Annotated in this window: 27 protein-coding genes and 2 tRNA genes; 13 read left to right on the forward strand and 16 right to left on the reverse strand. The window is 34.7% G+C overall.

The annotated features are described in order from the left end of the window. Positions 1 to 65 precede the first annotated feature (65 nt). The 4 genes from LUA91_RS11545 to LUA91_RS11560 all read right to left on the reverse strand — a co-directional run bounded on the left by LUA91_RS11545 (position 66) and on the right by LUA91_RS11560 (position 3,587). Positions 66 to 785, reverse strand: coding sequence for a LytTR family DNA-binding domain-containing protein (locus tag LUA91_RS11545; RefSeq protein ID WP_231426205.1), 720 nt, complete (start codon positions 783 to 785; stop codon positions 66 to 68). A gap of 15 nt (positions 786 to 800) precedes the next feature. Beyond that, complete coding sequence (locus LUA91_RS11550) at positions 801 to 2,006, reverse strand: serine hydrolase (protein WP_231426206.1); 1,206 nt, start codon at positions 2,004 to 2,006, stop codon at positions 801 to 803. Continuing rightward, positions 2,003 to 3,010, reverse strand: a complete 1,008-nt coding sequence (locus LUA91_RS11555) for a sensor histidine kinase (protein ID WP_231426207.1) — start codon at positions 3,008 to 3,010, stop codon at positions 2,003 to 2,005. The genes LUA91_RS11550 and LUA91_RS11555 overlap by 4 nt, the downstream gene beginning before the upstream one ends. Positions 3,011 to 3,104: 94 nt before the next feature. Beyond that, positions 3,105 to 3,587, reverse strand: coding sequence for a GNAT family N-acetyltransferase (locus LUA91_RS11560; RefSeq protein ID WP_231426208.1), 483 nt, complete (start codon positions 3,585 to 3,587; stop codon positions 3,105 to 3,107). 99 nt (positions 3,588 to 3,686) lie between these two features. On the opposite strand from LUA91_RS11560, the gene LUA91_RS11565 reads away from it, so the two are divergent. Further along, positions 3,687 to 4,088 (forward strand): hypothetical protein, encoded by a 402-nt coding sequence (locus LUA91_RS11565; protein ID WP_231426209.1) that lies wholly within the window; start codon positions 3,687 to 3,689, stop codon positions 4,086 to 4,088. A 58-nt stretch (positions 4,089 to 4,146) separates the two neighbouring features. Beyond that, positions 4,147 to 4,749, forward strand: coding sequence for a hypothetical protein (locus LUA91_RS11570; RefSeq protein WP_231426210.1), 603 nt, complete (start codon positions 4,147 to 4,149; stop codon positions 4,747 to 4,749). Positions 4,750 to 4,985: 236 nt separating this feature from the next. Here LUA91_RS11570 and LUA91_RS11575 read toward each other — a convergent pair whose 3' ends face one another. Then, entirely contained in the window at positions 4,986 to 6,584 is a 1,599-nt protein-coding gene (locus tag LUA91_RS11575; RefSeq protein WP_231426211.1) for a S41 family peptidase, read from the reverse strand. A 351-nt stretch (positions 6,585 to 6,935) separates the two neighbouring features. Here LUA91_RS11575 and LUA91_RS11580 point away from each other — a divergent pair, with 351 nt between their 5' ends. Both LUA91_RS11580 and LUA91_RS11585 read left to right on the forward strand, forming a co-directional pair. Beyond that, positions 6,936 to 7,292, forward strand: a complete 357-nt coding sequence (locus LUA91_RS11580) for a DUF1801 domain-containing protein (RefSeq protein WP_231426212.1) — start codon at positions 6,936 to 6,938, stop codon at positions 7,290 to 7,292. A gap of 10 nt (positions 7,293 to 7,302) precedes the next feature. Then, positions 7,303 to 7,743, forward strand: coding sequence for an SRPBCC domain-containing protein (locus LUA91_RS11585; RefSeq protein ID WP_231426213.1), 441 nt, complete (start codon positions 7,303 to 7,305; stop codon positions 7,741 to 7,743). A 50-nt stretch (positions 7,744 to 7,793) separates the two neighbouring features. On the opposite strand, the gene LUA91_RS11590 is transcribed toward LUA91_RS11585, so the two are convergent. Together LUA91_RS11590 and LUA91_RS11595 are read right to left on the reverse strand one after the other, a co-directional pair. Further along, positions 7,794 to 7,866: transfer RNA gene (locus tag LUA91_RS11590), tRNA-Phe, on the reverse strand. 126 nt (positions 7,867 to 7,992) lie between these two features. Next, positions 7,993 to 8,065: transfer RNA gene (locus LUA91_RS11595), tRNA-Phe, on the reverse strand. Between the two features lie 261 nt (positions 8,066 to 8,326). On the opposite strand from LUA91_RS11595, the gene LUA91_RS11600 reads away from it, so the two are divergent. Together LUA91_RS11600 and LUA91_RS11605 are read left to right on the forward strand one after the other, a co-directional pair. Then, positions 8,327 to 9,622: a (Fe-S)-binding protein gene (locus LUA91_RS11600; RefSeq protein WP_231426214.1), complete on the forward strand. Its 1,296-nt coding sequence runs from the start codon at positions 8,327 to 8,329 to the stop codon at positions 9,620 to 9,622. A gap of 78 nt (positions 9,623 to 9,700) precedes the next feature. After that, positions 9,701 to 10,489, forward strand: coding sequence for a (Fe-S)-binding protein (locus LUA91_RS11605; RefSeq protein WP_231426215.1), 789 nt, complete (start codon positions 9,701 to 9,703; stop codon positions 10,487 to 10,489). A gap of 57 nt (positions 10,490 to 10,546) precedes the next feature. On the opposite strand, the gene LUA91_RS11610 is transcribed toward LUA91_RS11605, so the two are convergent. Further along, positions 10,547 to 11,014 (reverse strand): hypothetical protein, encoded by a 468-nt coding sequence (locus LUA91_RS11610; protein ID WP_231426216.1) that lies wholly within the window; start codon positions 11,012 to 11,014, stop codon positions 10,547 to 10,549. A 50-nt stretch (positions 11,015 to 11,064) separates the two neighbouring features. Here LUA91_RS11610 and LUA91_RS11615 point away from each other — a divergent pair, with 50 nt between their 5' ends. Together LUA91_RS11615 and LUA91_RS11620 are read left to right on the forward strand one after the other, a co-directional pair. Then, positions 11,065 to 11,544: an ABC transporter ATPase gene (locus LUA91_RS11615; RefSeq protein WP_231426217.1), complete on the forward strand. Its 480-nt coding sequence runs from the start codon at positions 11,065 to 11,067 to the stop codon at positions 11,542 to 11,544. Positions 11,545 to 11,663: 119 nt separating this feature from the next. Continuing rightward, on the forward strand, positions 11,664 to 14,084 hold the full coding sequence (locus LUA91_RS11620) for an AsmA-like C-terminal region-containing protein (RefSeq protein WP_231426218.1): 2,421 nt from the start codon (positions 11,664 to 11,666) through the stop codon (positions 14,082 to 14,084). Positions 14,085 to 14,149: 65 nt separating this feature from the next. Here the strand turns inward: LUA91_RS11620 and mtgA are convergent, their stop codons facing one another. Next, positions 14,150 to 14,872 (reverse strand): monofunctional biosynthetic peptidoglycan transglycosylase, encoded by a 723-nt coding sequence (mtgA, locus tag LUA91_RS11625; protein ID WP_231426219.1) that lies wholly within the window; start codon positions 14,870 to 14,872, stop codon positions 14,150 to 14,152. Positions 14,873 to 15,016: 144 nt separating this feature from the next. On the opposite strand from mtgA, the gene LUA91_RS11630 reads away from it, so the two are divergent. Beyond that, positions 15,017 to 15,721: an SDR family oxidoreductase gene (locus LUA91_RS11630; protein WP_231426220.1), complete on the forward strand. Its 705-nt coding sequence runs from the start codon at positions 15,017 to 15,019 to the stop codon at positions 15,719 to 15,721. 126 nt (positions 15,722 to 15,847) lie between these two features. On the opposite strand, the gene rplI is transcribed toward LUA91_RS11630, so the two are convergent. The 5 genes from rplI to LUA91_RS11655 form a co-directional block, all read right to left on the reverse strand. Then, on the reverse strand, positions 15,848 to 16,291 hold the full coding sequence (gene rplI / locus LUA91_RS11635; RefSeq protein ID WP_231426221.1) for a 50S ribosomal protein L9: 444 nt from the start codon (positions 16,289 to 16,291) through the stop codon (positions 15,848 to 15,850). A 13-nt stretch (positions 16,292 to 16,304) separates the two neighbouring features. Further along, the gene (gene rpsR / locus LUA91_RS11640) at positions 16,305 to 16,568 is read right to left on the reverse strand and encodes a 30S ribosomal protein S18 (RefSeq protein WP_010599582.1); all 264 of its coding nucleotides are present in this window, start codon (positions 16,566 to 16,568) and stop codon (positions 16,305 to 16,307) included. Next, positions 16,568 to 16,924 (reverse strand): 30S ribosomal protein S6, encoded by a 357-nt coding sequence (rpsF, locus tag LUA91_RS11645; protein ID WP_231426222.1) that lies wholly within the window; start codon positions 16,922 to 16,924, stop codon positions 16,568 to 16,570. Before rpsF ends, rpsR begins: the two co-directional genes overlap by 1 nt. A gap of 169 nt (positions 16,925 to 17,093) precedes the next feature. Further along, a complete protein-coding gene (locus tag LUA91_RS11650; protein ID WP_231426223.1) occupies positions 17,094 to 17,792 on the reverse strand; it encodes a DUF1826 domain-containing protein in 699 nt (232 codons plus the stop codon). 146 nt (positions 17,793 to 17,938) lie between these two features. Beyond that, complete coding sequence (locus LUA91_RS11655) at positions 17,939 to 18,532, reverse strand: hypothetical protein (protein ID WP_231426224.1); 594 nt, start codon at positions 18,530 to 18,532, stop codon at positions 17,939 to 17,941. Between the two features lie 177 nt (positions 18,533 to 18,709). On the opposite strand from LUA91_RS11655, the gene LUA91_RS11660 reads away from it, so the two are divergent. The 4 genes from LUA91_RS11660 (at position 18,710) to LUA91_RS11675 (ending at position 22,926) form a co-directional block, all read left to right on the forward strand. Next, entirely contained in the window at positions 18,710 to 19,582 is an 873-nt protein-coding gene (locus tag LUA91_RS11660) for an AraC family transcriptional regulator (RefSeq protein WP_231426225.1), read from the forward strand. A 49-nt stretch (positions 19,583 to 19,631) separates the two neighbouring features. Further along, entirely contained in the window at positions 19,632 to 20,525 is an 894-nt protein-coding gene (locus LUA91_RS11665) for a hypothetical protein (RefSeq protein ID WP_231426226.1), read from the forward strand. Positions 20,526 to 20,589: 64 nt separating this feature from the next. Continuing rightward, a complete protein-coding gene (locus LUA91_RS11670) occupies positions 20,590 to 22,416 on the forward strand; it encodes a DNA polymerase III subunit gamma/tau (RefSeq protein ID WP_231426227.1) in 1,827 nt (608 codons plus the stop codon). Continuing rightward, positions 22,417 to 22,926 (forward strand): hypothetical protein, encoded by a 510-nt coding sequence (locus LUA91_RS11675; RefSeq protein ID WP_231426228.1) that lies wholly within the window; start codon positions 22,417 to 22,419, stop codon positions 22,924 to 22,926. A gap of 91 nt (positions 22,927 to 23,017) precedes the next feature. On the opposite strand, the gene LUA91_RS11680 is transcribed toward LUA91_RS11675, so the two are convergent. Both LUA91_RS11680 and LUA91_RS11685 read right to left on the reverse strand, forming a co-directional pair. Further along, positions 23,018 to 23,455: a hypothetical protein gene (locus LUA91_RS11680; protein ID WP_231426229.1), complete on the reverse strand. Its 438-nt coding sequence runs from the start codon at positions 23,453 to 23,455 to the stop codon at positions 23,018 to 23,020. A gap of 51 nt (positions 23,456 to 23,506) precedes the next feature. Then, positions 23,507 to 24,502: an AraC family transcriptional regulator gene (locus LUA91_RS11685; RefSeq protein ID WP_231426230.1), complete on the reverse strand. Its 996-nt coding sequence runs from the start codon at positions 24,500 to 24,502 to the stop codon at positions 23,507 to 23,509. Positions 24,503 to 24,532: the final 30 nt, after the last annotated feature.

The following is a 24,532-nucleotide window of genomic DNA, read 5'->3' on the forward strand; positions in this document are numbered from 1 at the left end:
CAAGGTTATATTCAAACTGGATAGATTTTAATTTTACCTTCAAACAACTGAGCACCAAACTTGCCTTACTTCCTATCTTTTACCACCTTAAAAAATTCTTCTTTGTAAGTTTCGCCAATTGGAATCGATTGATCATTGATATAAATCGTGTTGCCATCAATCATTTTAATTTTTTCCAAAGAAATGATATAAGATTTATGAACCCGGTAGAATGGTGGCTTTGGTAAATCAGCTTCCAATTCTCTAAGTGCCTGATAGGTAATAATTCTCTGCGTAGAAGTATAAACCGAAACGTAATTTTTCAATCCTTCAATGTATAAAATATCATCGTAATTAACTTTGATGAATTTATTTTTTGTATCGCCTTTTATAAAAATGAAATCATTTCCACTGGTTGGAGCTGGCGTATTTACAATTTCCTGTTGCAATGGAGAAATGATTTGCTGGGCTTTTATTGCCGCTTTATAAAACCGATCGTAAGAAATTGGTTTCAGCAAATAATCCACTACATCTAAATCAAAGCCATCCAAGGCATATTCAGGATAGGCGGTTGTTAAAATGACTTTACACTTACCTCCACAAATTTTCAGGAACTGAATTCCAGTTAACTCAGGCATTTGAATATCAAGAAAAACAAGATCAACCTTACCCTCCTGTACCAGAGCCAATGCTTCAAAGGGATTTGTAGTAGCACCTACCAATTCCAGAAATGGTGTTTTTCCAATGAAAGTGGCAATAATATCTGATGCGTAAGATTCATCATCAACAGCTAAACAGCGGATCATAATAATATATAATTTTTAAAATTGTCGACCTAATTTGGGGATAAAACTCTCCAGATTCATTCTTTTACTTGGATAGTTACCCATCCTTATTATGATTACATTATTTTTTGGGTTAACATATACATACTGTCCCAAAATACCTGTTGCTGTATAATCAATTGCCTTAAGCTTGAAGTAATACCCATTGTATTTAGTTTTTTTTATATCGGCACTTAAATTTAATTTATTAAGAGCAGCTTTTGCACTTTCTTCATCCTTAAAATAACGATAATCATAGCAGGCCCACCACTGATTTTTGTATCCAAGTTCTTCAAGTGTATCAGGATTTGTTGTCTCTTCAACCCACTTTCTAGAAAGAATTTGCTTACCATCCCAATTTCCTTTGTTGAGATAAAGCCTCCCCAATTTAGCAAAATCTAATGCGGTTGCATTTAAGCAACAAAATGCTTTGGCAGTATTTTGATTATCTAAACTCCAAATTGCATCTGATTCAGCACCTAGCGGTTGCCATAAATATTCTGCTAGTAAATCTTGTATTTTTCTGTTTGTTGCTTTCTCTAAAATTGCAGCTAAAATTTGAGTGTTTATACTTTGATATTCAAATTTTAACCCGGGCTCCCCTTTCATTCTTAATTTGGAAACTTGATTTTTTAGTGAGGCACCATAATATAATCTGGTAATGGAAGAAAACGGTGTTTCTTTATTTTCATCAAAATCAATGGAAGAGCGCATATCTAATACATGCTGAATGGTTAACCGCTTAAAACGTTCATCATTCTTTGCGAGTTGTGGTAAGTATTTAATAACAAAATCTTTTGTAGATGAAACAATTTTCTTATCGATTGCAATGCTCATTATAGTAGCCACAAAAGATTTAGCAACAGAAAAGCTTGGATGCAAGGTATTTTGATTTACACCATCAGCAAAACGCTCATATACAATGCTGTCATTTTTAATAACAATAAAAGCATTGGTATTTGTTCGATTAAGAAAAGTATCTAAATAAGTTTTTAACTCAATATATTTTGAAGGATTATTTCCGTTTACGAATCGGAAAGGTGATTTAGATGGCAATAACCTAGTGTTGTTAAATTTGCTGCTATCATTTAAATCTGGTGACCACCATCTTACTGCTCTTATTGGAGCACAAGATGAGTACAACATCAAGGTGAATAAACCTATTAAAATGCTGGATTGCCTTTTCAATAAATGTATCATCATATATTTAAGATCAATGTAGTTTTGTAGGTATTTCCATTGTTCGACACCAACAACTCATGCTGATCAGGATAAATTAGATCCAATCGCCTTTGAATATTTACCAATCCAACGCCACTTGAATGATCTTTTTGTCCCCGGTTAATTTTATTGCTTACCTCAAAACTTAGTCGCTTTCCGTTTATTTTAAGTTTAATTCTGATCGGATGCTTTTCATCGTTGAGCACACCATGTTTAAAAGCGTTTTCTACAAATGGAATCAACATTAAGGCTGCTACTTTTTGGTGTTCAATACCTTCAGCAGAGAAATCGACAAAAAATTTGGGCTCAAAACGCATTTTAAAAAGTTCGATATAACTTTCCAAGTATTCTACCTCTTTGCTTAAGGTAACTTTTCCATCAGGGCTTTCGTTTAGTGTATAGCGCATCAGATCGGAAAGGCGAAGAATCGCATTTGCAATCTTATCCGAAACTGGAATGGCCAAAGAATACACGTAGTTAAGGGTATTGTAAAGAAAATGAGGATTAATTTGCGATTTTAAGAAAGCCAGCTCCGACTTAACTACTTCGGCTTTTAACTTTCTATTGGCAATTTCGGTTTTGAAATTTTGTTGAATACTGTAAACCGCAGCGGGCACAACCAAAAAAGCAAGACTATAATAAATATTATCGGTGATGTATTTGGACAACGTTGTATCGTCAGAATAATTTGTCATACCAAACCAATGGTCGTACAAAACCTGCTCAATTAAATATCTTAAAGCAATAAAAACAGCTATGGTTAAAATTAATCCTGCAATAAGGTGAGGGATTTTACCTCGTTTTAAATAGTTTGGATACACCCACAAATAGCAAATATAAAATTCGATTATCTGAATAAAATTCATCGAAATGCTAAATGCCGATTCCCTTAATGTTACACCTTTTATTAATTCTTCGCCATAAAGGTAAGCTAACACAGTAAGCCAGCAAGCGATATGCACAATTACGACTTTGGTTCTTTTCATGAAATAAATGTAATTTAACCTTTATCGTTTATAAATTTTGTTATGCCAATCGGTTGAAAAATTATCCCAACTGCTTAATTTTGGTGATGAACCATTAAAGCACCAATAACATCCAAACATTGCAGGCAAAGTGACCAGAATTTCCTAATGGTGCAGATAGATTTTTAAAACCAGTTTTCTTATACATTGAAATGGCTGTTGTTAAATCGGGGAATGATTCTAAATAAACCTCATTGTAACCAAAATGCTGTGCCGATTCAATACTTTTTTGCATTAATATTTTACCTATACCTTTTCCTCTTGCAGCGGCTGAGGTGTAAAGTTTTACCAATTCTACGCATCCATCGGGCAAACCATCTGTTGGATATATTCCACAGCCACCAATAATTTCTCCGTCTTCTTCTGCAACCCAATAAACAGACTGTGCCGTTTTAAAAACTTCAGATAAATGATCAGTTGTTGGATCGGTATACACCGTTCCGGGTTTATCTATCTTAAATTCCTCAAAAACCGTTCTAATTAAAGCTGCAAGTGCTTTATTATCGCGTTCTTCTATTTCCCGATATATTATAGCCATGGATTTTTTTTATCAAAGTTAAAAATAGCAAGCACATGCATTAAAGAAAGTTGAAACAAAATTGCGCTTCAATTCATTTAATAAAGAAAAGATTATACCATGGAAAACGAAAAAGATAAAACTACAGAAGAAAGTACAAACGCACAACCGAAGCCTACAGATGATGTTCAACTGGATATAGAAACCGTTGTTCCTTCGGCACATAAAGAGGAGGAAGATCCTTCTAAACCTGTAGAAACATCAGGAAATGAGGAAGAGTCTCGAGATGGGGAGAAAATAACCTCGGAGGAGGAAGAGCCAAAAGCCGAAGCTGGTGCAGAAAGCAAAACGCCGCTTAGTGAGGGAACTCCAGTAACTGAAGGCGAAGATGGTGAAGTGAATAACGAAACGGAAGAGAAAGCCGATGACAATGAAACTCAAGCAGATAGCACTTCTGAATATGATCATAATAACAACACCCCTAAAGATAAGGGTGATGATATTGAAACAGTGACCCCATAATTTTAATTAAGAAAGGTTGCTCTTGAAATAGTTTCACTAAATTGGCGTTATGATTAACATGAAAAATACACTATTGCTTTGCCTTTTTACCATTACCCTTTTCAGTTGTGGTATAAACAGGCAAGCACAACAAATAAAAGCGCTAGAAGATTGCACTTACAAAATTACATCCGTTCAGCAGATTACCATTGCCGGGACAGATGTAAAAAAGTTAATGGATGAACAAAGTTTTAGTTTAACAAGTTTGCCAGGTGTTGCCTTAGGTTTATTGAGAAAAGATATCCCGTTAAGGGCGAATTTGAATCTCGAAATTACCAATCCATCTGCAAATTTGGCCGCTATAAACCAGTTCGAATACAAAATCTTGGTAAATAATACCGATTTAGCAGAAGGAATTGTGAATCAGAATGTGAGTATAGCTCAAGGACAAACTGTTACTGTTCCTGTTCAGTTAATCAGCAATATTTATGGATTGGTATCCAATGGAAATGTTTTTAACGATATCGTAAAAGCTGCTAAAAAAGGATCTTCATCGAAAGATGAAAAGCTGGGTTTATTAACAATTAAAATTAAACCAACGTTTATGCTCGGCAATACACCGGTAAAATATCCAGGATATATCACAATCAATAAGGATATCAGCAGTAAAATATTGTTGTAAAACAAAAAACTCCCTTCATTTCTGGAGGGCACTGAAAAACTACCAGTTGAAAAAGGGCTTATGAATTTTTTATTCCATAAGCCCTTTTCTTTGTGATATTCGCAGTCGCTTGAGTTTTATTTTGCAATTAGACGATTCTAAGAGTCCTTATCTGCCGTTTTTTCTCGATATTTAATAAGACATTTTAGACAAGGACTTTTTCAGTGCCCTCTATTTCTGTTGGGAGTTTTTTGTATTTAAAATTTCTTTTCTGGAAGCATAATCATTCCTTTAATACCTATCTGGTCTAGGCTTTCTGTTACTGCTTTAATTTCTGTTGATGACAGACGATCGGGCATGGTAGTAGATGTTGCCGATAGACTTGCGGTTTTCGCCGCTGTAGTTACAAAACTTCCGGTTCGAGAATAAAGTAGCGCATAACCTAATAAAGTTTCTGTTTCATCGCCCCAAGCCTTGGTTAAATCTTCATTGGCTTGCTTATCAACGGTTAATCCAGCATAATATCCACCAACACCTAACTGATTTTTAGTTTCAAATTCAGGAACATACAAATCTAGCTTATCAATTCTAATTGGAAAAAATCCAACAGGTTTCCCGTAGGTGGTTTCTCCAATCATTTTAATATCAATTACAGGCTTTAAACTGTTTATTGTTAATTCGCTAGCAGAAGCCGTTGATCCACTTACTATAAAATAGATTCTACTTAAATTTAATGAACCAAGCTTCGCAAATTTTTCGATGTTATCTGCCGCAGTAGCAGAAAAATTTAAGTCGGCATAAGTGGCATATTTCCCATTTGTGCCCGTAGTAAAGTTTTGAATATTTCCGCCAGCATCCAATAACGGCTGGTGTGATAATACCGAAGCTTTTCTTTGGGCACTTGTTATATTTTGTAAATAGCTATTATAATAACTGGTGTACATAGTATTTCCATTCTGGGCAACAGGTGCGGCCAAATTGATAATATCAGTAGCTGTTGAAACATAACCACCTCCATTATAGCGAAGATCAACAATTAACTCTGTAATTCCTTGAGTTGTGAAATTTGCAAAAACACTTCTTAAAGCTGCTGAAACATTATTTGTAAAACTATTAAAAACCAAATAGCCAACTTTTTTAGTTCCTACAGTGTACACATTTGTAAATAGTATTGGGTTTACATTATAAGTAGAACTTGTTACCACCACACTTTTGGTAGCTCCTGTTAAATCGATAAAAGTTAAACTTACTGATGCTTTTGTACCAAAAATGGCATCATTTAAAAAGCTAACCATACTGCTACTGTAAGTTAACGCTGTTCTCCCGTTTATACTGGTAATTCTACAACCCCTGGTTAAGCCCTGTGTACTGGCCGGCGAATTGGGGTAAACGTATTTAACCCTCAAATCGTTTGTGGTATTATACATCACCGAAAAACCGTAATCATTCGCAGTGCCGTTCACATCAGCCTTTAAATTTACTACTGATACTTTTCCGCTTGTAGATAAATAATCTATAAAAGAATATTTGGGTTCGTTGTAACCACTTAAATACTCATAAGCTTTTCCAGTTGAGGGATCAATTGAATACTGCGTTAATGCATAAAGTTCGCTTTCGTTAGTAGTGTAAGTTCGTGGTTTAAAAGCTTCATAAGTTGGCAATGAAGCATTCCAGTAATATAATTCCTTAGTATAAAGAAAAATGGAGTCTTTGGTTAATTCATCTCTGGTAGCGGTAGTTGTTGGTGTTATTGATGGTGTTCCATCTGGCTCCGCCGAATTTTTTTTGCATGAAGTTATCAGGCCAATACTGAAGAGCGTGGCCATTAATAGGCAGCAAAAATTTCTATTTTTCATATATGCAGGATGTGGGGATGTATTTCGATATACGTTATCTAATTGAATATAGTTGTTTAACATATCAATTTTCTGTATCAACAAACTAAATTTATTATAAAATATTGTGCTATCATTTTAATGTCTCGATAAAAGGTGAAAACTCATCGTTTAAATTACTTTTTGGTGAGATACTGATGTTGAAATAATTAATAGTAAATTTAAAAGATCAACTTACAATATACAATAAATATTCTTGCCTTATTCAAAATTAAACAGCTATTAAAATCAAAGCACACCCGAAAAATGTCGCTTTTGCACCGCAACTTTAAATTTTCATGTTACCATATTTGATATATAGAACTTAAAGACATGAACGATAAAATACAAACTTTTTTAAATATGCTCGATCATCCATTAAAACAGGAGATGATAGAAGTCGTTAATATTATATCAAATGCCAACTCAAAAATTGAAGGTGATATAAAATGGGGCGGACCGAGCTTTAGTTTTAAGGGCGATATGGCCACGATAAATCCTAAAATCAAAAACTATGTAATTGTTATTTTTCATAAGGCATCATTATTAAATAATGACTTTGGTTTTTTGGAGGAACAAACCAAAGGCAAGGCTTACGCTAAATTTTACACAATGGAAGATGTAAGAAAACATGCTGATAATTTAAAAAAAGCGGTTAATGCCTGGGTAACATTAATGGAAAATTTTTAATTCATATACTATGGAAAAGATTGAATTCAAAACGGAAATTAATGCCAATGCAGAAAAAGTATGGAATACACTTTTTGGCAAGGAAACCTATCCAAAATGGACTGCAGCCTTTGCAGAAAATTCTTCGGTAGAAACCACTTGGCTAAAAGGCAGTAAAGCAATATTCGGAGATGGCACAGGCAACGGAATGTTTGCTATAATTGAAGAAAACATTCCTAATAAATTTATGTCGATTAAACATTTAGGCGAAGTTAAGGATGGAAAAGAAGAACTTAAGGATTGGGGAGAACCTTTAGAAAATTATTCGCTTAACGAGAACAATGGAATAACTGAACTTAAAATAAACATGGATATAACCGAAGATTGGAAAGGTTATTTTGAAGAGGCCTGGCCTAAGGCGCTAACGAAAGTAAAGGCACTTGCTGAAGGAACAGAGAAAAACCATATATAAACCTGATAAAAAACGAAAGCCTTCAGATTTTGATCTGAAGGCTTTTGATGTGGTGCCACCTGGATTCGAACCAGGGACACAAGGATTTTCAGTCCTTTGCTCTACCGACTGAGCTATGGCACCATTCGTTTTGGAATGCAAATGTAGTATTCTTTTTATCAAATGCAACATCCGTTTTAAATTTATTTCCATTTTCAGAGAAACCTTTTCATTAAAAAAGCCTAACATTTCTGAAAGGCTTTTAGGAAGTGGTGCCACCTGGATTCGAACCAGGGACACAAGGATTTTCAGTCCTTTGCTCTACCGACTGAGCTATGGCACCTCCTTTTTACAGAATAATCCTTAAAAGGAATACCCCGTTTTGGAGGCACAAATGTAGTGTTCTTTTTTCAAAAGCAAAATTTTTTTACCATTATTTTAGTTGAACTCTGATTATCAATTAATTAAATTTTAATCGGCTCCCAAAGATTAAATTATACTGATTAGAATCAATACAAACTAGAAATTTTAGTGAATTTTTTATGCATGCATAGCAATTTATTTAGATTAATATCATAATTTAGCATAAACAATATAATATTGCATGGTGGCTCAGATCCTATTTCTAGTAATAACACTTGCAGCAATTGCGCTGTTTTCATTTAATTTCCGGAAAATTATCCGCAATATCCGTTTAGGTAAATCTGCTGATCGAAAAGACCAACCTCAAAAACGATTATTGACCATGCTTCGTGTGGCTTTCGGTCAATCTAAAATGGTGGTTCGTCCTATCCCGGCATTTCTACATTTTTTTGTTTATATCGGCTTTGTAATTATCAATATCGAGGTATTAGAAATTATGATCGATGGCCTTTTTGGTACACACAGGGTTTTCCATGGCATAGGTGGATTGTACAATTTCCTTATTGGATCATTTGAAATATTAGCATTAACCGTATGGATTTCGTGTGCTATTTTCCTTGTTCGAAGAAACATCTTAAAACTTAAAAGATTTAAGGGCGTCGAAATGACGAACTGGCCAAAATCTGATGCCAACTATATTCTTATTGTTGAAATTTTATTGATGAGCGTTTTTCTTTTGATGAATGCGGCAGATGCAAAATTGCAATTGTTAGGCTCAACGCATTATACGGTTGCAGGCGCTTTTCCGGTAAGCCAATATTTGATGAATATTTTGCCCTCATCAGAAAGTGCATTGGTAATGATTGAGCGGGGTTGTTGGTGGTTTCACATTATTGGAATTTTGGCTTTTCTAAACTATCTCCCCTATTCTAAGCATTTCCATATTTTATTCGCTTTTCCAAATACGTACTTTTCAAATTTAGAACCAAAAGGTGAATTTACCAACATGGCCTCTGTAACCAACGAAGTAAAGGCCATGCTCGATCCGTCATTTGTTCCTACTGAAACAGAGGCTGGAAAATTTGGTGCAAAAGATGCTACAGATCTTACTTGGGTAAATTTGATGAATGCTTACACCTGCACCGAATGTGGACGATGCACCGCCGTTTGCCCAGCAAATATCACCGGGAAACTTTTATCACCTCGGAAGATAATGATGGATACGCGTGATCGAATTACTGAAATCGGGAAAAATATCGATAAAAATGGCGCTGAGCATCAGGATGGTAAAGCTTTGTTAGATGATTATATTACTCGTGAGGAAATTTGGGCTTGCACCAGCTGCAATGCCTGTGTAGAAGCTTGTCCTGTAAATATTGATCCTTTACAAATCATAACTGAATTGCGCCGTTACGCTGTTATGGAAGAATCTCAAGCGCCTGCCAGCATAAATGCCATGCTGGGTAACATTGAGAACAATCAGGCGCCCTGGAAATATTCTCCAGCCGATCGTTTTAATTGGGCAAACGAAAATTAATTTGGCGTTAATAATTATTTTAAACATGTTTCATCCTCGAGTATAAAATCTTGATACTAAATACTAGCTACTAAGAAAATGGAATTTAAAGTACCTACAATGGCCGAATTAATGGCTGCTGGCGAAGAACCGGAAATATTATTTTGGGTGGGCTGTGCTGGAAGTTACGATGAACGGGCACAAAAGATTACCAGAGATATTTGCAAGATTTTACATCATGTAGGCATAAAATATGCTGTGTTAGGTACTGAAGAAGGATGTACTGGTGATCCTGCAAAAAGGGCTGGAAATGAATTTCTTTTCCAGATGCAGGCGATGACGAATATAGAAGTATTAAACGCCTACAATATCAAGAAGATAGTTACTGGCTGCCCACATTGTTTCAATACCATAAAAAATGAATATCCAGGTTTGGGTGGCACTTATGAAGTTATCCACCATACCCAACTCATTCAGGATTTAATAAACGAAGGAAAACTTAAAGCCGAAGGCGGAGAGAGCTTTAAGGGCAAAAAAATAACTTATCATGATCCTTGTTATTTGGGTCGCGGTAATGGTGTATATGAAGCCCCAAGGAAAGCATTAGAAGTTTTAGACGCACAGTTGGTTGAAATGAAACGTTGCAAAAGCAATGGTTTATGTTGTGGAGCTGGTGGTGCACAAATGTTTAAAGAGCCCGAAAAAGGTAAAAAAGACATTAATGTGGAACGCATTGATGAAGCATTGGAAACCAATCCACAAGTTATCGCTGCTGGATGCCCTTTTTGCATGACGATGTTAAGCGACGGGGTTAAACTGAAAGATAAAGAACAAGAAGTTAAGGTTTTGGATATTGCTGAAATTACGGTAAGAGCAAACGGACTTTAAGTTAAAACATTAAATAATTAGTGCCCAGCTTTATAATAAAACTGGGCATTTTTTCATTTAAGGAAGCTTAATAATTCTTTCGAGATTGTCCTTGATCAAATTTAAGTCTTCCGCTTCAATATTTTTAAGTGGAATCACCACTTGTTTAGCCATCGAATCCACGTCTCCGCCTCTGTCTTTATACGTTTGTACGATTACATCATCACCTTTAGTTTTTAAATATAATTTACCTGATGTTGCATTGCCCAGGTAATCCATATCCTTAAATTTGGCTAACTTAAAAGCAAAATATTCTGTCTTCCCGTTATTAAAATATCGTTTATAGCGGCAAAAACCATTGTTAGTAATGTTAAGTTCGTACCGCTTAATCTGGTTACTTTCCTGACTAAAATCATAATGATCGGACAGCGATTTCTGCAGATATCCCACGTATTGCGCCATTGATTCGGGATCGGAAAAAGCACAAAACACAATACACAATGCTGAAAGAAGCACTATTTTCAAGTTGATTGTAAACTTTTTCATGGGGATGGCGTTTTAAACACTCCAATGTAATTAAAATACTAAATTTGTATATGAGTTTTTCTCCACAATCAAGAGTTTGGGTCTACCAAAGCAATCGCAAATTTAGTCCTTCAGAAAAAATTGCAATATTAGATAAATTGTCATCCTTCACTTCTCAATGGAAGGCTCATGGAAATGAATTATTGGCTAGCGCCGAAATAAAATATGGTTTTTTTATCATATTAACGGTTGATGAAACCCAAGCCAACGTTACAGGCTGTTCTATAGACAGCTCAGTGAGATTAATGAAGGAAATTGAAGAAGAATATCAAGTTGATCTTTTCAATCGCTTTAATATGGCCTACAAAGTTGCTGATGAAGTTATCGTAAACAGCAAAGAAGATTTTGAAACTTTGGTTAATATCAAACAAATCAATTCTGATACTATCGTTTTTAACAATATGGTACAAACCCTGTCTGAATTGGAAACTAAATGGGAAGTACCATTTAAAAATAGTTGGCATTCTACTGTATTTGCTCACTTACTTTAAGACATAAATAAGCTGGATTAAACCCCTTAATAACCTACAACTTTTAGGCTTATTAATTTTGATTGGGTTAAAACAATTATGTGCTAAAAAACATTATATTGCTTCAATCAATAATGTTTATGAAACGCTGGCTCAAAATTTCTTTAGGTATCTTATCTGGTTTAATTCTGCTGATCGTAATTACCTGGCTTGCCGGTGCTTTTTATATCAGTAGAAATAAAAAAGAAATTTTAAGTTCAATACTGAGCCAGCTAAACAAAAATCTAAATGGCCAAATTACCGCCACAGGTATGGAGCCCACCTTGCTAAAAAGTTTTCCAGGCGTTTCTGTTTCCTTAAATGGCGTTTTACTGAGAGATAGCCTGTGGGCACAACATAAGCACGATTTAATTAAAGCAAAAGATATAAATGTATCGTTAAATGTGCTTTCATTAATAGTTGGAAATGTAAACATCAATCAAATTGCGATTAACAACGCTGCGATTTATGTTTATACCGATTCAAACGGATATAGCAATACCAGTATATTTAAGAGTAAGAAAAAAATAGAGGATAAAAAAACTGATTCGAGTACGCCAGACTTGGCTGTAAAAAGAATTGATTTTAATAAAGTAACACTTGTTATTGATAATAAAAAGCGACATAAACTCTTCAATTTTAATATCAACCAAATACAAGGAAGGATGCAATATCCAGATAGTGGTTGGACAGGAAAAATCAAATTAAAAACACAGGTTAATAGTTTTGCATTCAACACACGTAAGGGAAGTTTTTTAAAGGACAAATCTTTAGAAGGAACGCTCTCAGCACACTATAGCAAAGATTTAGATGCAGTTATTCTTAATCCGGAGGTTTTAAATATTGGTGATCACCCTTTTAAAATTGGGGCTAAAATAGATTTAAGCAAATCTGCTTTTGCTATTAGTATTGCTGTTGATGATATTTTATTTAAAGATGTAGCGATGTTGCTTTCGCCAAATATCTCATCAAAACTTTTAAAATTCGGCATTGAGAAACCAATTAATATTAGAGGAAATATTGTTGATGATGGATCGGGGAAGTATGGAGATCCATTGATTAAGGTCGGTATTACCGTTCGTGATAATGTACTTTCAATTCCTGCAGGCAAATTAACCGCTGCAAATTTTGATGGATCTTTTACCAACCAAGATACGGCAGGAGGAATTATTGGTGATGAAAATTCGGCTATAAAGTTTCACCGTCTTACCGCAAAGTATTTTAATGCGCCCCTTAAAATCGACACATTTACGGTAACTAATCTGGCAAGGCCAATAGCTACTGGTTTAGTTACTTCTCAATTCCCCTTATCAAACCTGAATAATTCTTTGGGTACGCAAGATTTTGAGTTTAAACAAGGTACCGCGGATTTAAGATTATACTGTAAGGCAGATATTGATAATTTTCGCTTTACAAAACCAGTTGTTTCAGGTAAAATCAAAATCGCCGATGCAGATATTCTCTATATACCAAGAAAATTACGATTAGTAAAAAGTGCATTGAACATTAATTTTGATCAGAATGATTTATCCATTCAAAACGGGCATTTTCAGATCGGTAAAAGTGAGCTTAATGTAAGTTGCAACATTGCAAATTTTGCGAATCTTTATTATACTGATCCCGATAAAATTTTGGTCAACCTCAAAATGCACAGTCCGCAGTTGTATTTAAGCGAATTTTTACCATTTCTTGGACCAAGAACCACAAAGAAAAAAACAAGCGGAGGAAGTTCGATTAAAACCGCATCAAAACAATTAAGCAACGTATTGGAAGTTTCTAAAATGAATATCAGCCTCACTGTGGGGAAAGCAATTTACGATAAGTTTTTGGCAAAAAACCTTGTGGCTGACATTTCGCTTCGTGGTGAAGGCATTTACTTTAACAAAATAAGTGTTGCCCATGCTGGCGGAACACTTTCTTTAAATGGAAGCGTAGTACAGGAGCCCAATTCTAACAGTTTCAAAATAAATTCGAAGGTTAACCATGTTAGCGTAAAAGATTTCTTTTATTCATTTGATGATTTTGGCCAAAAAACGATTACCAACAAAAATTTGAAAGGATTTTTATCTTCGACAGTTAACATTGCTGGCAGAATTTCTCATACCGGCAAAATTTTGCCCCGATCCATAAATGGAAAAGTAGTTTTCAATTTAAGTAATGCAGCTCTGGTTAATTTCGAGCCAATGGTAAAGGTTGGGAAATTTGCATTCGCCAATAGAAATTTATCAAACGTTGAGATAAAAAACCTGGATGGAACATTAACAATAAGAGGTGATAAGATAGACATCAGTCCGATGCAGATTAACTCTAGTGCGATGAACTTTAACGTTAAGGGAGTTTATGCTTTAGGTTCTGGTACCAATGTAGAGTTGGATATTCCCCTACGTAATCCAAAAGGCGATGAAAATTTAACCAGGCAAGAGAAACGTGAAGCTAGAATGAAAGGTATAGTATTACACCTAAAAGCCATTGATGATGAAAAGGGCGGAATAAAAATTAGGTGGAATAAGGATCATGATTAAGACATGTATAATGGAAGAAGTAAGATGGATAATGTAATTTTACATATTCTATTTTACCTCTTACCTTAAAAATCTAAAGGTCCTAACCTATTCATATTTCTTAAAATTAAGTATTGTCGGTGACGAATATATCGGGTAGGGTTTTTAGGTGTCCATCTTAGCGGATTTGGGAAACATGCAGCAATTAGCGCCGCTTGCGCTTTAGTAAGTTTGTGACAAGATTTACCGTAGTATGCTTGTGCTGCTGCTTCAGCCCCATAAATTCCATCACCCATTTCGATTACGTTGAGATAAACTTCTAAAATGCGTTCCTTGCTCCAAAGCATCTCAATCAAAAGCGTAAAATAAGCTTCAAAGCCTTTTCTTATCCACGAGCGGCCTGGCCACAAGAAAACATTTTTAGCTGTTTGTTGCGAAATGGTACTTCCACCTTTAACTTTTTTACTTTTTGCATTAGCAGCAAAGGCTTTTTCAATGGCTTTAACATCAAAACCAATATGTTTTAAAAAGAGTTGATCTTCGGCAGAAACAGCGGCTCTCTTCATATTGTCAGACATATCTTCAAAATCCACCCAGTCCTTTTCTATTTTAAAAGGTTTTCCGTCTGCCTTTCGCTCAATATTTCTTAATACCATTAATAGCGTTATCGGCGGATTAATGAATCTATAAGCCAAAACCCATAAAACCGAGACCATTAAAAAGTATAAAAAAACTTTTGTGGCAATGTTGGTGATTTTTTTTAGCAAAGGTTGTTTAGTTTTTGATTTTGTAGAACGCGATTTAGCCATGAGGCAAAGGTAATAAAATATGAAAAACATTTATTTCTCTGCTCTGATGAAACTGCTTTTCTAATCCTGAACCATTATCTTATAAAGTCCAAACTGAATTGGAACATCTTTGTTGTGTATTTACAAGATTAAAAAAATAAAATCATGAGTATAAAAGTTGCCCTAGTAACAGGAGGAAGTAAAGGTATTGGTTTCGGTATTGCCGAAGCGCTTCTAAAAAACGGATACAAAGTAGCTATAACTAGCAGAACTATAGATGCGGCAAATGATGCAGCATCGAAATTGGTAGAATTTGGCGATATATTGGCTATTGAAGCTGATGTAAAAAACTATGAATCGCAACAGGGAGCTGTTAATTTAGTTATCGAAAAATGGGGCCAGTTGGATGCATTAATAGCCAATGCTGGTGTTGGCAGTTTCGCTCCTATTGATGAATTAAGCGTTGAAGATTGGCACAATATAATTGACACGAACCTAACAGGTGTATTTTACAGCATTAAAGCCAGTGTAGAAGAAATCAAAAAGACGAAAGGAACTATTTTTACCATATCCAGTTTGGCCGGAACTAACTTTTTTGCAGGCGGATCTGCTTACAATGCCAGTAAATTTGGATTGACGGGTTTTACCCAATCTGTCATGTTGGATTTAAGAAAATACGGTGTAAAAGTAAGTACCATTATGCCAGGCTCTGTAGCCAGTCATTTTAATGAGCATAACCCGGATGCAGAAAATGATGCCTGGAAAATCCAGCCTGAAGATATGGGAAAATTGATTGTAGATTTATTGGCTATGCCGGCCAGAACATTACCTAGTAAAATCGAAATTAGACCAACAACGCCGAAAGGATAGGTTTGATGGACAATGTGAAATGTAAGATGGAATTCTGCACATCATCCATTTTACATCTTTACATTTTACAAAAAAAAAGTCCTTTCAGAAAACTGAAAGGACTTTTTTATGAATTTAAAGAAAAGCTTATTCAGCGATTACTTCAAAAGGAACTTGAACTTTAACTTCTTTGTGTAAGTTTAAGTTAGCAACATACTCGCCAACAAATTTAGGTTCAGTTTCGAAAGTAATACGACGACGATCTACATCAAAACCTTGTGCTTTTAATGCTTCAGCGATTTGGATCGTGTTAACCGCTCCAAAGATTTTTCCGCTTTCGCCAGCTTTAGCACCGATAGAAAGTTTAATAGCAGTTAAACGTTCAGCGATACCTTCTGCATCTTTCTTAATTTTATCTTGTTTAAAAGCAGCTTGCTTTAAGTTTTCAGCTAAAACTTTTTTAGCAGAAGAAGTAGCTAAAGCGCCAAAACCTTGAGGGATTAAGTAGTTACGGCCATAACCGTTTTTTACATTCACTACATCATCTTTCTCACCAAGGCCTTTAATATCTTGTTTTAAAATAATTTCCATATCTCTGAGCCTCCTATTTTAATTGATCTGCAACGAAAGGTAACAAACCGATGTGACGAGCACGTTTAACTGCTTGAGCCACTTTACGTTGGAATTTTAACGAAGTACCAGTAAGGCGTCTTGGTAATAATTTACCTTGATCGTTAATAAATTTCAACAAGAAGTTTGCATCCTTGTAATCGATATATTTAATTCCGTTTTTCTTAAAACGGCAATATTTTTTACGGTTATCCTCTACTTTAGGGGCTGTTACGTATTGTATTTGTTCTCTTGCCATTACGCTGCAACCTCCTTAGTTTTTTTGTTAAACGCACCACTACGTTTTTTCTCATTGTAAGCAACAGCGTGTTTGTCTAAACGGATTGTTAAGAAACGTAACACACGCTCATCGCGTTTTAATTGAAGCTCTAATTTTGCGATCAAATCTCCTGAAGATTTATATTCAGTTAAGTTGAAGAATCCGTTTGATTTTTTCTCAATTGGATACGCTAATTTTCTCAAACCCCAATTATCCTCTTGGATAATTTCGGCACCGTTATCAACAAGAATTGCTTTAAATTTAGCTAATGCCTCTTTTGCAGCTTCTTCAGATAACAATGGGGTTAGAACGATAACAGTTTCGTACTGATTCATTGTTATAAATTATGTTTTAAATTTTAATCCCGAGGTATATTACGGGGATGCAAAAGTAACAATATATTTCTTAAAATCAAATGATTGAGTAGAAAAAAGAACAATGATCGAAGCGCAAATAATTAAATTATTAATCAAAAAATAAAATTCAATGGCTAATAAAGCCCTTTTAGCAAATTAATAGCAATCTGTATTCGCCATCATTCTCCTTAGGTGCCCGATGAATGCATGGTAAAACCTGCTTATCAGGATGATCTACAGCCAACCGCCACATATGCCCTTTTCCTAAGCTTATTGGCTGCGCATCAGATTTTGGTTGATAATGCAAATCAAAATAATTTTCAATTAAAAAAGATTCAAATTCCTCAACAGGTCCATCATGCAGCTTTTTAAGTTTTCTGCGGATTTCCGAATTCATGATTTTCTGTTCAGCTTGATCATTAGCCAAAATTTCGCTCGAGGTGCCATGATAGGTACACAAAAATGTATCGATACCTATTGGCGAACGATCTACATGAAAAGAATATACATCTGTTGAAATGATTTCAAATTCCTCATCACGCTCATAATTTTTAATTAAATTGAGAGATGGCAATGCTCCAAAATCTGTCAACAACTGAAAATCACTCATGATCACTGCTCTTGCAGCACTCCCTTCATCAGATAATTGAAGTGCCATTAGGCTTTCCATCGAAATTTCTGATAAATTTTCTACTAAAGTAAGCTTAGACACAATTTCCGCAAAGTCTCCATTTAAATGCCTGTACCAACAAATTGCATTTTTTTCTCCCTGGAAGTCCTCATCCGTAAGCCTTGAAAACGCAGATACAATCTTCACATTTTTGAAGTCAGAAAATTCATTGTCCATATCTACGAATATGCCTATTGGTAATTTTTCATTCAGCAAAAATACAGAATTAGGTCTAGCTCCATGAAAAAAGTGTTTAAAAACAAAAAAGGAGACACTTTTTGAGCATCTCCATGATTAGTTTAGTTTGGTTTATTGTTTTAGTCTTAGCGAGTTTGTATGGTGTTGGTAAATGATTCATTATTGTGTTTCACCACAAATGTTAACGAATCTCCATCAGCTTTACCAATATTAAACTTTTTGATCAATTTCGATCTATCTTTAAATATTTGAGAATAAAGCTCATCATTTCTTTCATTAAATACAGCAACTTCAATTGGCATATTATCTTTTACCTGATAATCAAGTGTAATCAAGTCTTTAACCTTTGTAATTTTAGGCTTAATTATCTCGGTTACTTTAGTGTTCGAAATTTGAGCCTTATTGTTTGCAATTTTAACCGCATATTCAGCTATTGTATTTCCCGATTCAACTTTAACAGCGTACACGCCATCAGGAAGTGCGCTTAAATCGTAAGTTTTAGTTAATCCTGAAGTACCCATAAATTTTTGCTCAAAAAGTAAATCATTATTATCAGCAAAAACAGAAAAATTAAATTCTTTATTGTTTCTCATTAAAAAACTTACTGATTTCTGCTTCTCATTTTTAACTTTTAATGAAAATTCATTATCATTTGCTTGTGCAAAAGACACTGTGAATGATAAGGCAGCAATTAAACCGATTTTAAAGAACTTTTTCATAACTAAATCAATTAATATGTGTGTAAATATTTTATACTGCTAAATTACAACAAGAAAACACATAAGAATTACACTATATTTTCAGATATATATGTAAAATTACCTCTAGTATCATTAATTTTAAACCGAACCATCAATTAAGCACATTATTTAACCCTGAATTAACATTAAATTGTCATGAAAACCTTAAAACCAAGCTTTGAAGTTGTCGAACCATCGTTTGGTAGTTCATTTTATTATTCAAAATACATTGAAAACGAAAATAATAAGGCACATGTTTGGCATTATCATCCAGAAATTGAAATGGTTTTTGTAAATGGAGGTTCAGGAAAGCGACAAATTGGAAGTCACGTATCGTATTATACCGATGGTGATTTAATTTTAGTAGGCAGTAATTTGCCGCATTGCGGTTTCACTGATACCAATACAGGCAATAAAAACGAAACGGTTATCCAATTCAAAGCTGACTTTTTAGGCCGCGATTTTATCGAACTACAGGAAAATAAATTTGTTAAAGAATTATTTAATAAAGCAAAAGGCGGAATTGCTTTCGGTGAAAAAACTAAAAAGGCTATTGGCAGCCATATCGAAGCCATGGCAGATCAGCAACCATTTGAGAAATTGATTACCCTACTATCAGTATTAAAGGCATTAGATTCATCGAAAGATTTTACCATTTTGAATGCTTCTGGCTTCTCGATGGAAATGCAGATACAGGACAATGATCGGATTAATATGATTTTTAACTACGTTAAAGATCACTATCAGGAATCTATTAGCTTAGATGAGATAGCTGAAATGTCGGCAATGACCGTACCTTCATTTTGTAGATATTTTAAAAAAATAACCAAGAAAACCTTTACCAGGTTTGTTAACGAATATCGCGTAGTACATGCCTCCAAGCTTTTGGCAGAAAAACATGTCAGTATTACAGCCATTTCGCTCGAGAGTGGTTTTAATAACTTTAGCCACTTCAATAAAATTTTTCACGAGTTTACCGGAAAAAGCGCATCCGAATATAGAAATGAGCTGAAATCAATAATTAAATAATCAAATAAAAAATATTTCTATTTGCTTATATTACCGCAAATATCCTGAAATGTTAAAATCATCTATATTACTCCTATTTTTAATGCCGTTTGTTGCGTTATCGCAAGAAAAAGATGATTACATCAAAAGACTCAAAGCTGTAAACAATAGATCAGTAACCTATTATAATGTAGATGGGATTGATTTTACCAGCCAAACCTTTACCAATTCTTTTACGGATAAAGATTTAAAATTTGTGTATCGAAAATATTCGATCACAAACGAAGATCAAAAACTGAAAGATAGTGGCTTAGCTTACAATAACATACATATTACTAAAAGCAAAAAAATAACGGATAGTTTAGATGCTATATCCTCCTATTATTTTATTGAAGATAAACAAAAAATGATCACGGTGATTTGCTTTAGCTACTTTGATAATCCAAGCCGGGATTTTGAGCATGAACTTATCTCCCTCATTTTAGAGGATAAAATTCCGATGAATGTTTTTGAAGATAACCGAATCGACAGCATTGATTTTGTAGGACGAAAAATTCAGTTAAGCAATACTTGTTACTGGACTAATGTAAATACAGTTCAGTGCCCCTATTTAGGTGAAATGAATTGGTCGTTACATAAAAACTTAGCAAGTGCAAACAAAACCATACAAACTCAATTGGCGGTAACCGGATTAAAAAAAGGACTTATAATTATTTCTAAAGAGGAAGTGAAGGTGCTTTTTGAAAATACACCCACAACTGCCATAAAAGTCGTTTATGGTTTTACCGGACTTACCAATCTTGCGGTGAAAACCTCTGGAGGCAAAAGCCTAATTGCGTATTATCTTGCAGATAAAGTAAGAGAAAATTATGTGAGTTGCGTTATGAGTTTTTGGGATAATGATAAAATACTAGATAATGGATTGCCTCCTTTGCTTGATAAAGTGATGCAATTGAGCAAATAGTCAACTTTTCAACATTCCCATTTTTCAACAACACAACATCTAAATTTTTCCTATTTTCGTGCCGATGGAAAATTTTATCGTTTCTGCCCGTAAGTATCGTCCAGCCACGTTTGAAACCGTAGTTGGACAACAGCATATTACAGGCACGTTAAAAAATGCCATCAAAAACAATCAGCTAGCCCAAGCATTTTTATTCTGCGGTCCTCGGGGTGTTGGTAAAACCACTTGTGCCCGTATTTTGGCTAAAACCATTAACTGTACTAATCCTACAGCCGATATGGAAGCTTGCGGAACTTGCGACAACTGCCTTTCTTTTCAAAATGGACACTCTTTTAATGTCCACGAATTGGATGCTGCCTCGAACAACTCTGTTGATGATATTCGTAGCTTAATTGAGCAGGTACGCATACCGCCACAAGCAGGAAAATACAAAATTTATATTATCGATGAGGTTCACATGTTATCTCAAAGTGCATTTAATGCCTTTTTGAAAACCCTGGAAGAACCACCATCTTACGCTATTTTTATTTTAGCGACTACTGAAAAACATAAAATTTTGCCAACGATTTTATCTCGTTGTCAAATTTTTGATTTCAACCGCATTCAGGTTGAAGATATATCGAGTCACTTGGCTGCTATCGCTCAACGTGAAAATATTGCTTTTGAGAGTGATGGTTTACATATCATCGCTCAAAAAGCAGATGGCGGTTTGCGTGATGCGCTTTCTATGTTCGATCAGATTGCCAGTTATGCAAACAAAAACATTACTTACAAAGCAGTAATAGATAATTTAAATATTCTAGATTACGATTATTTCTTTAAACTTACCTCACATTTAACTGCTGCAGAAGTAAGTCAGACTTTGTTGTTGTTTGATGAAATTTTGAATAATGGTTTTGATGGAAACAACTTTATTAATGGTTTAGCTACCCACTTCCGCAATTTATTGGTTGGAAAAGATGCGGCAACTATTAAGCTATTAGAGGTTAGTGAAAACATCAAACAAAAATACTTAGATCAATGCCGACAAACAGAACTTTCGTTTTTGTTAACTGCATTGAACCTGGCCAATACCTGCGATTTAAATTACAAAAATTCTAAAAACCAGCGTTTGCAGGTAGAATTGGCACTCATAAAAATGTGCCATATCCGATCGGTGGTACATTTAGCACAGCAACCTTTAAACACGAGTAACACAGCAACTGACGGAGATCAGGATAAAAAAAAAACTAATGTCGTAGCTGAAAAAGCTCATGAAGTTGAAAATTCAAAGTTAAACGTTGAAAAAGAAAACCCTGCGCCGATTGCCTCAAATAAACCTCAAGGTGAGTTAGCAACTAACATTTCCGCAGAAGAAATACCTAAAGAATCTCCAAAGCCCAGCATTCCATCTGTTACATCCATCAGCATTAATATTCCTAAAAAAAATGTTGGCACATTAATTCCATCGCTGAATGATTTAGAACGATTAGCAAGCGGAGAAGACGACGGAAAACCAAAAACAGTTACCGGAGAAGCCAGGCAGCCATTCAGTTATGACAGGTTGTTGGAAGTTTGGAACAGTTACATTCAAATACTTAAAAACGCCGATAAAATTAATCTATTTACCATCTTAAATAATTTTGCACCTACATTAATCAATCCTACATTAATTGAAATTTCTGTAGAAAGTAAAACACAAGAACAATTAATCGTTCAAGAATCGGTAGAATTAATGAACTATTTAAGAAATGAACTTCAAAATTTTGGGGTTGACATCACCTTTAAACAGGTGGAACGAAAAATAGAAAACAGGTTATATGGCAATCGGGAGAAATACGATTATTTGGTTAATAAAAATCCAAAACTCGATGAATTACGCAAAAGATTTAATTTAGATATCAACCCTTAAATGATAACAACAGACAGAAAAACGACTGTAAAAGCCTTAATTATAGCATCGATCGGTTTCGCTTTATTGTTTGGAGCATTCATAGCCTTTACAAATGGGATTTGGTACGCATTGGTTGCAGGTCCGGTTACTGGTATACTTTGGGGCTTAATGATGTATTTATTCATCAATTCTAAAAAAGTAAATGAACAAACTACACTTGAAGGCATTGCAGAAAGCGACATTATTTATTCAGGTGGTGCAAATTATTTTAAAAACGCAGAGGCTGTAGGTGGTAAGCTTTATCTTTTAAAAGATCGTCTGGAATTTAAATCACATCAACTCAACATCCAAAATCAAACCTTTAAAATCAACACAGCGGATATTCAGGAAATTATTTCTTACAATACTTTAGGGTTAATTCCGAATGGTTTGAAAGTAGTTCTAAAAGATGGTGTTCAGGAGAAATTTGTGGTAAACAATAGAACAATTTGGAGAGAAAACATCCAGAAGTTGTTGGCCCTATCCTAGAATACCAAAAAAAAGCAGGATTAAACAAATAGTCCTGCTTCTTTATAAATGGTTGTCTCGTCAAATCTACCCTGAATATTCAGGCAATTTATTATTTTTCGGGCGCATCATTAATCGGATAACCCTCTTCATCTAAATCATCACGGTTATCTTCTGGTGTACGGGCCAAAATTTCATCTTCGGGATTTAACCGAACACTTTCACCGTTATCTACATGCATACCAAGTTCTTCTAAATTATCTTCGGCAACTTCTTCATTACGAGCATATTCATCACCTACGTAAGGATTTGCCTCGTCATAAGTAGAATCATCATCTTTAGCGCCAGCGGCCACCGTTTCGTAACCCATCGGATGATCGTAATCCTTATCAGTTCCTTTCACATCCAGTTCATAGCTTCCTTTAACTTTGTCGAAAGCAAGGTTTTCCTTATTAATTTCAGGATTTTCTGTTGTGCTATGTATTTTATCTTGTGATCCTTTATTTTCGCTATTTTCCATGGTATTATCTCCTGTTAGATTTATAAACATATAACAAAACTAGTAACGTATGGTTTGCAGATTGAGCTTTATAATTGGATTTTAAATTACCATAAAATTGAGGTTTTCTAATAAAGCAATAAAATCATCGAAGAAAATTAATATTGATAGTTTACCAGTTTTAATTTTGTTGGGCAAGAAACCAAAGTACTTTTTAAAAGCACTGGTAAAATGGGTAGCATGTTTATATCCCATTCTTTTTGCAATTTCGGAAACAGTAATATCTTCATCTATTAACATCAATTTGGCTTTTTCCATTTTATGTTGAATAAGATATGCAAAAACGGTATTCCCAAACAGTGCCTTGAAATCTCTTTTTAAGTTGAATTCATTTGTACCCACCAACAGAGCGAGTGCCCGTAAAGAAAGCTGGTCTCCTGCCTGATTAATTAAAATTTCGCGAACTTCATGCATACGTTCCATCTCAATTTTTTTGAGTTTTATAGGTGCTTCATTATCTTTCAGTTGCTCAAATTCTGCAACCTGAAGCGCAAAAAGTTCAATGGCTTTTGATTCGAGTAGCAGCCGATCGGAAAAAGCACTCTCAGTAGAATGACTTAGCTTTTGAAGAATGGCACTAATTTCAGGCGTTATCTGCATGTTGATTTCCGATAGCGCTACAGGATTGTTGATTAAATCATTACTAAACAACTGTTGGTAAGCGGCATGCTCACTTGGTAAAAACCGTTTCAAAAATGCACTGCTGATGTTAATACATAACATATCATCAGTCGTGTTAACCAACATTCGGGTTGTTTTAAAAGGCAAGCGGCAAAAATTATGCTGGTGACTATTGATTTCGAAAAAAACATCTTTCGAACCAAATCGGCTAACCTGTACTTTTCCTTTGAGTACAAAAATCATTTGAAAAGTTACTTCTGCTGTCGCATCCGGATGATTCAACCTGATTTCGATTTTGGTACGATCTTCAATTGAAGTTCTGTAGCTGGTTTCCATGTTTTTATTATACAGGAATACACTTTCTACAATTTGTTGAGATTCTCCTTTTAGCGTTACTATTTCTTCTGATTGCGTCATATTCAGATTATATCTTTGCGCAAAGTTATT

It is taken from the genome of Pedobacter sp. Leaf250, assembly GCF_920984735.1.
In the GTDB taxonomy this organism is placed as follows: Bacteria; Bacteroidota; Bacteroidia; order Sphingobacteriales; family Sphingobacteriaceae; genus Pedobacter.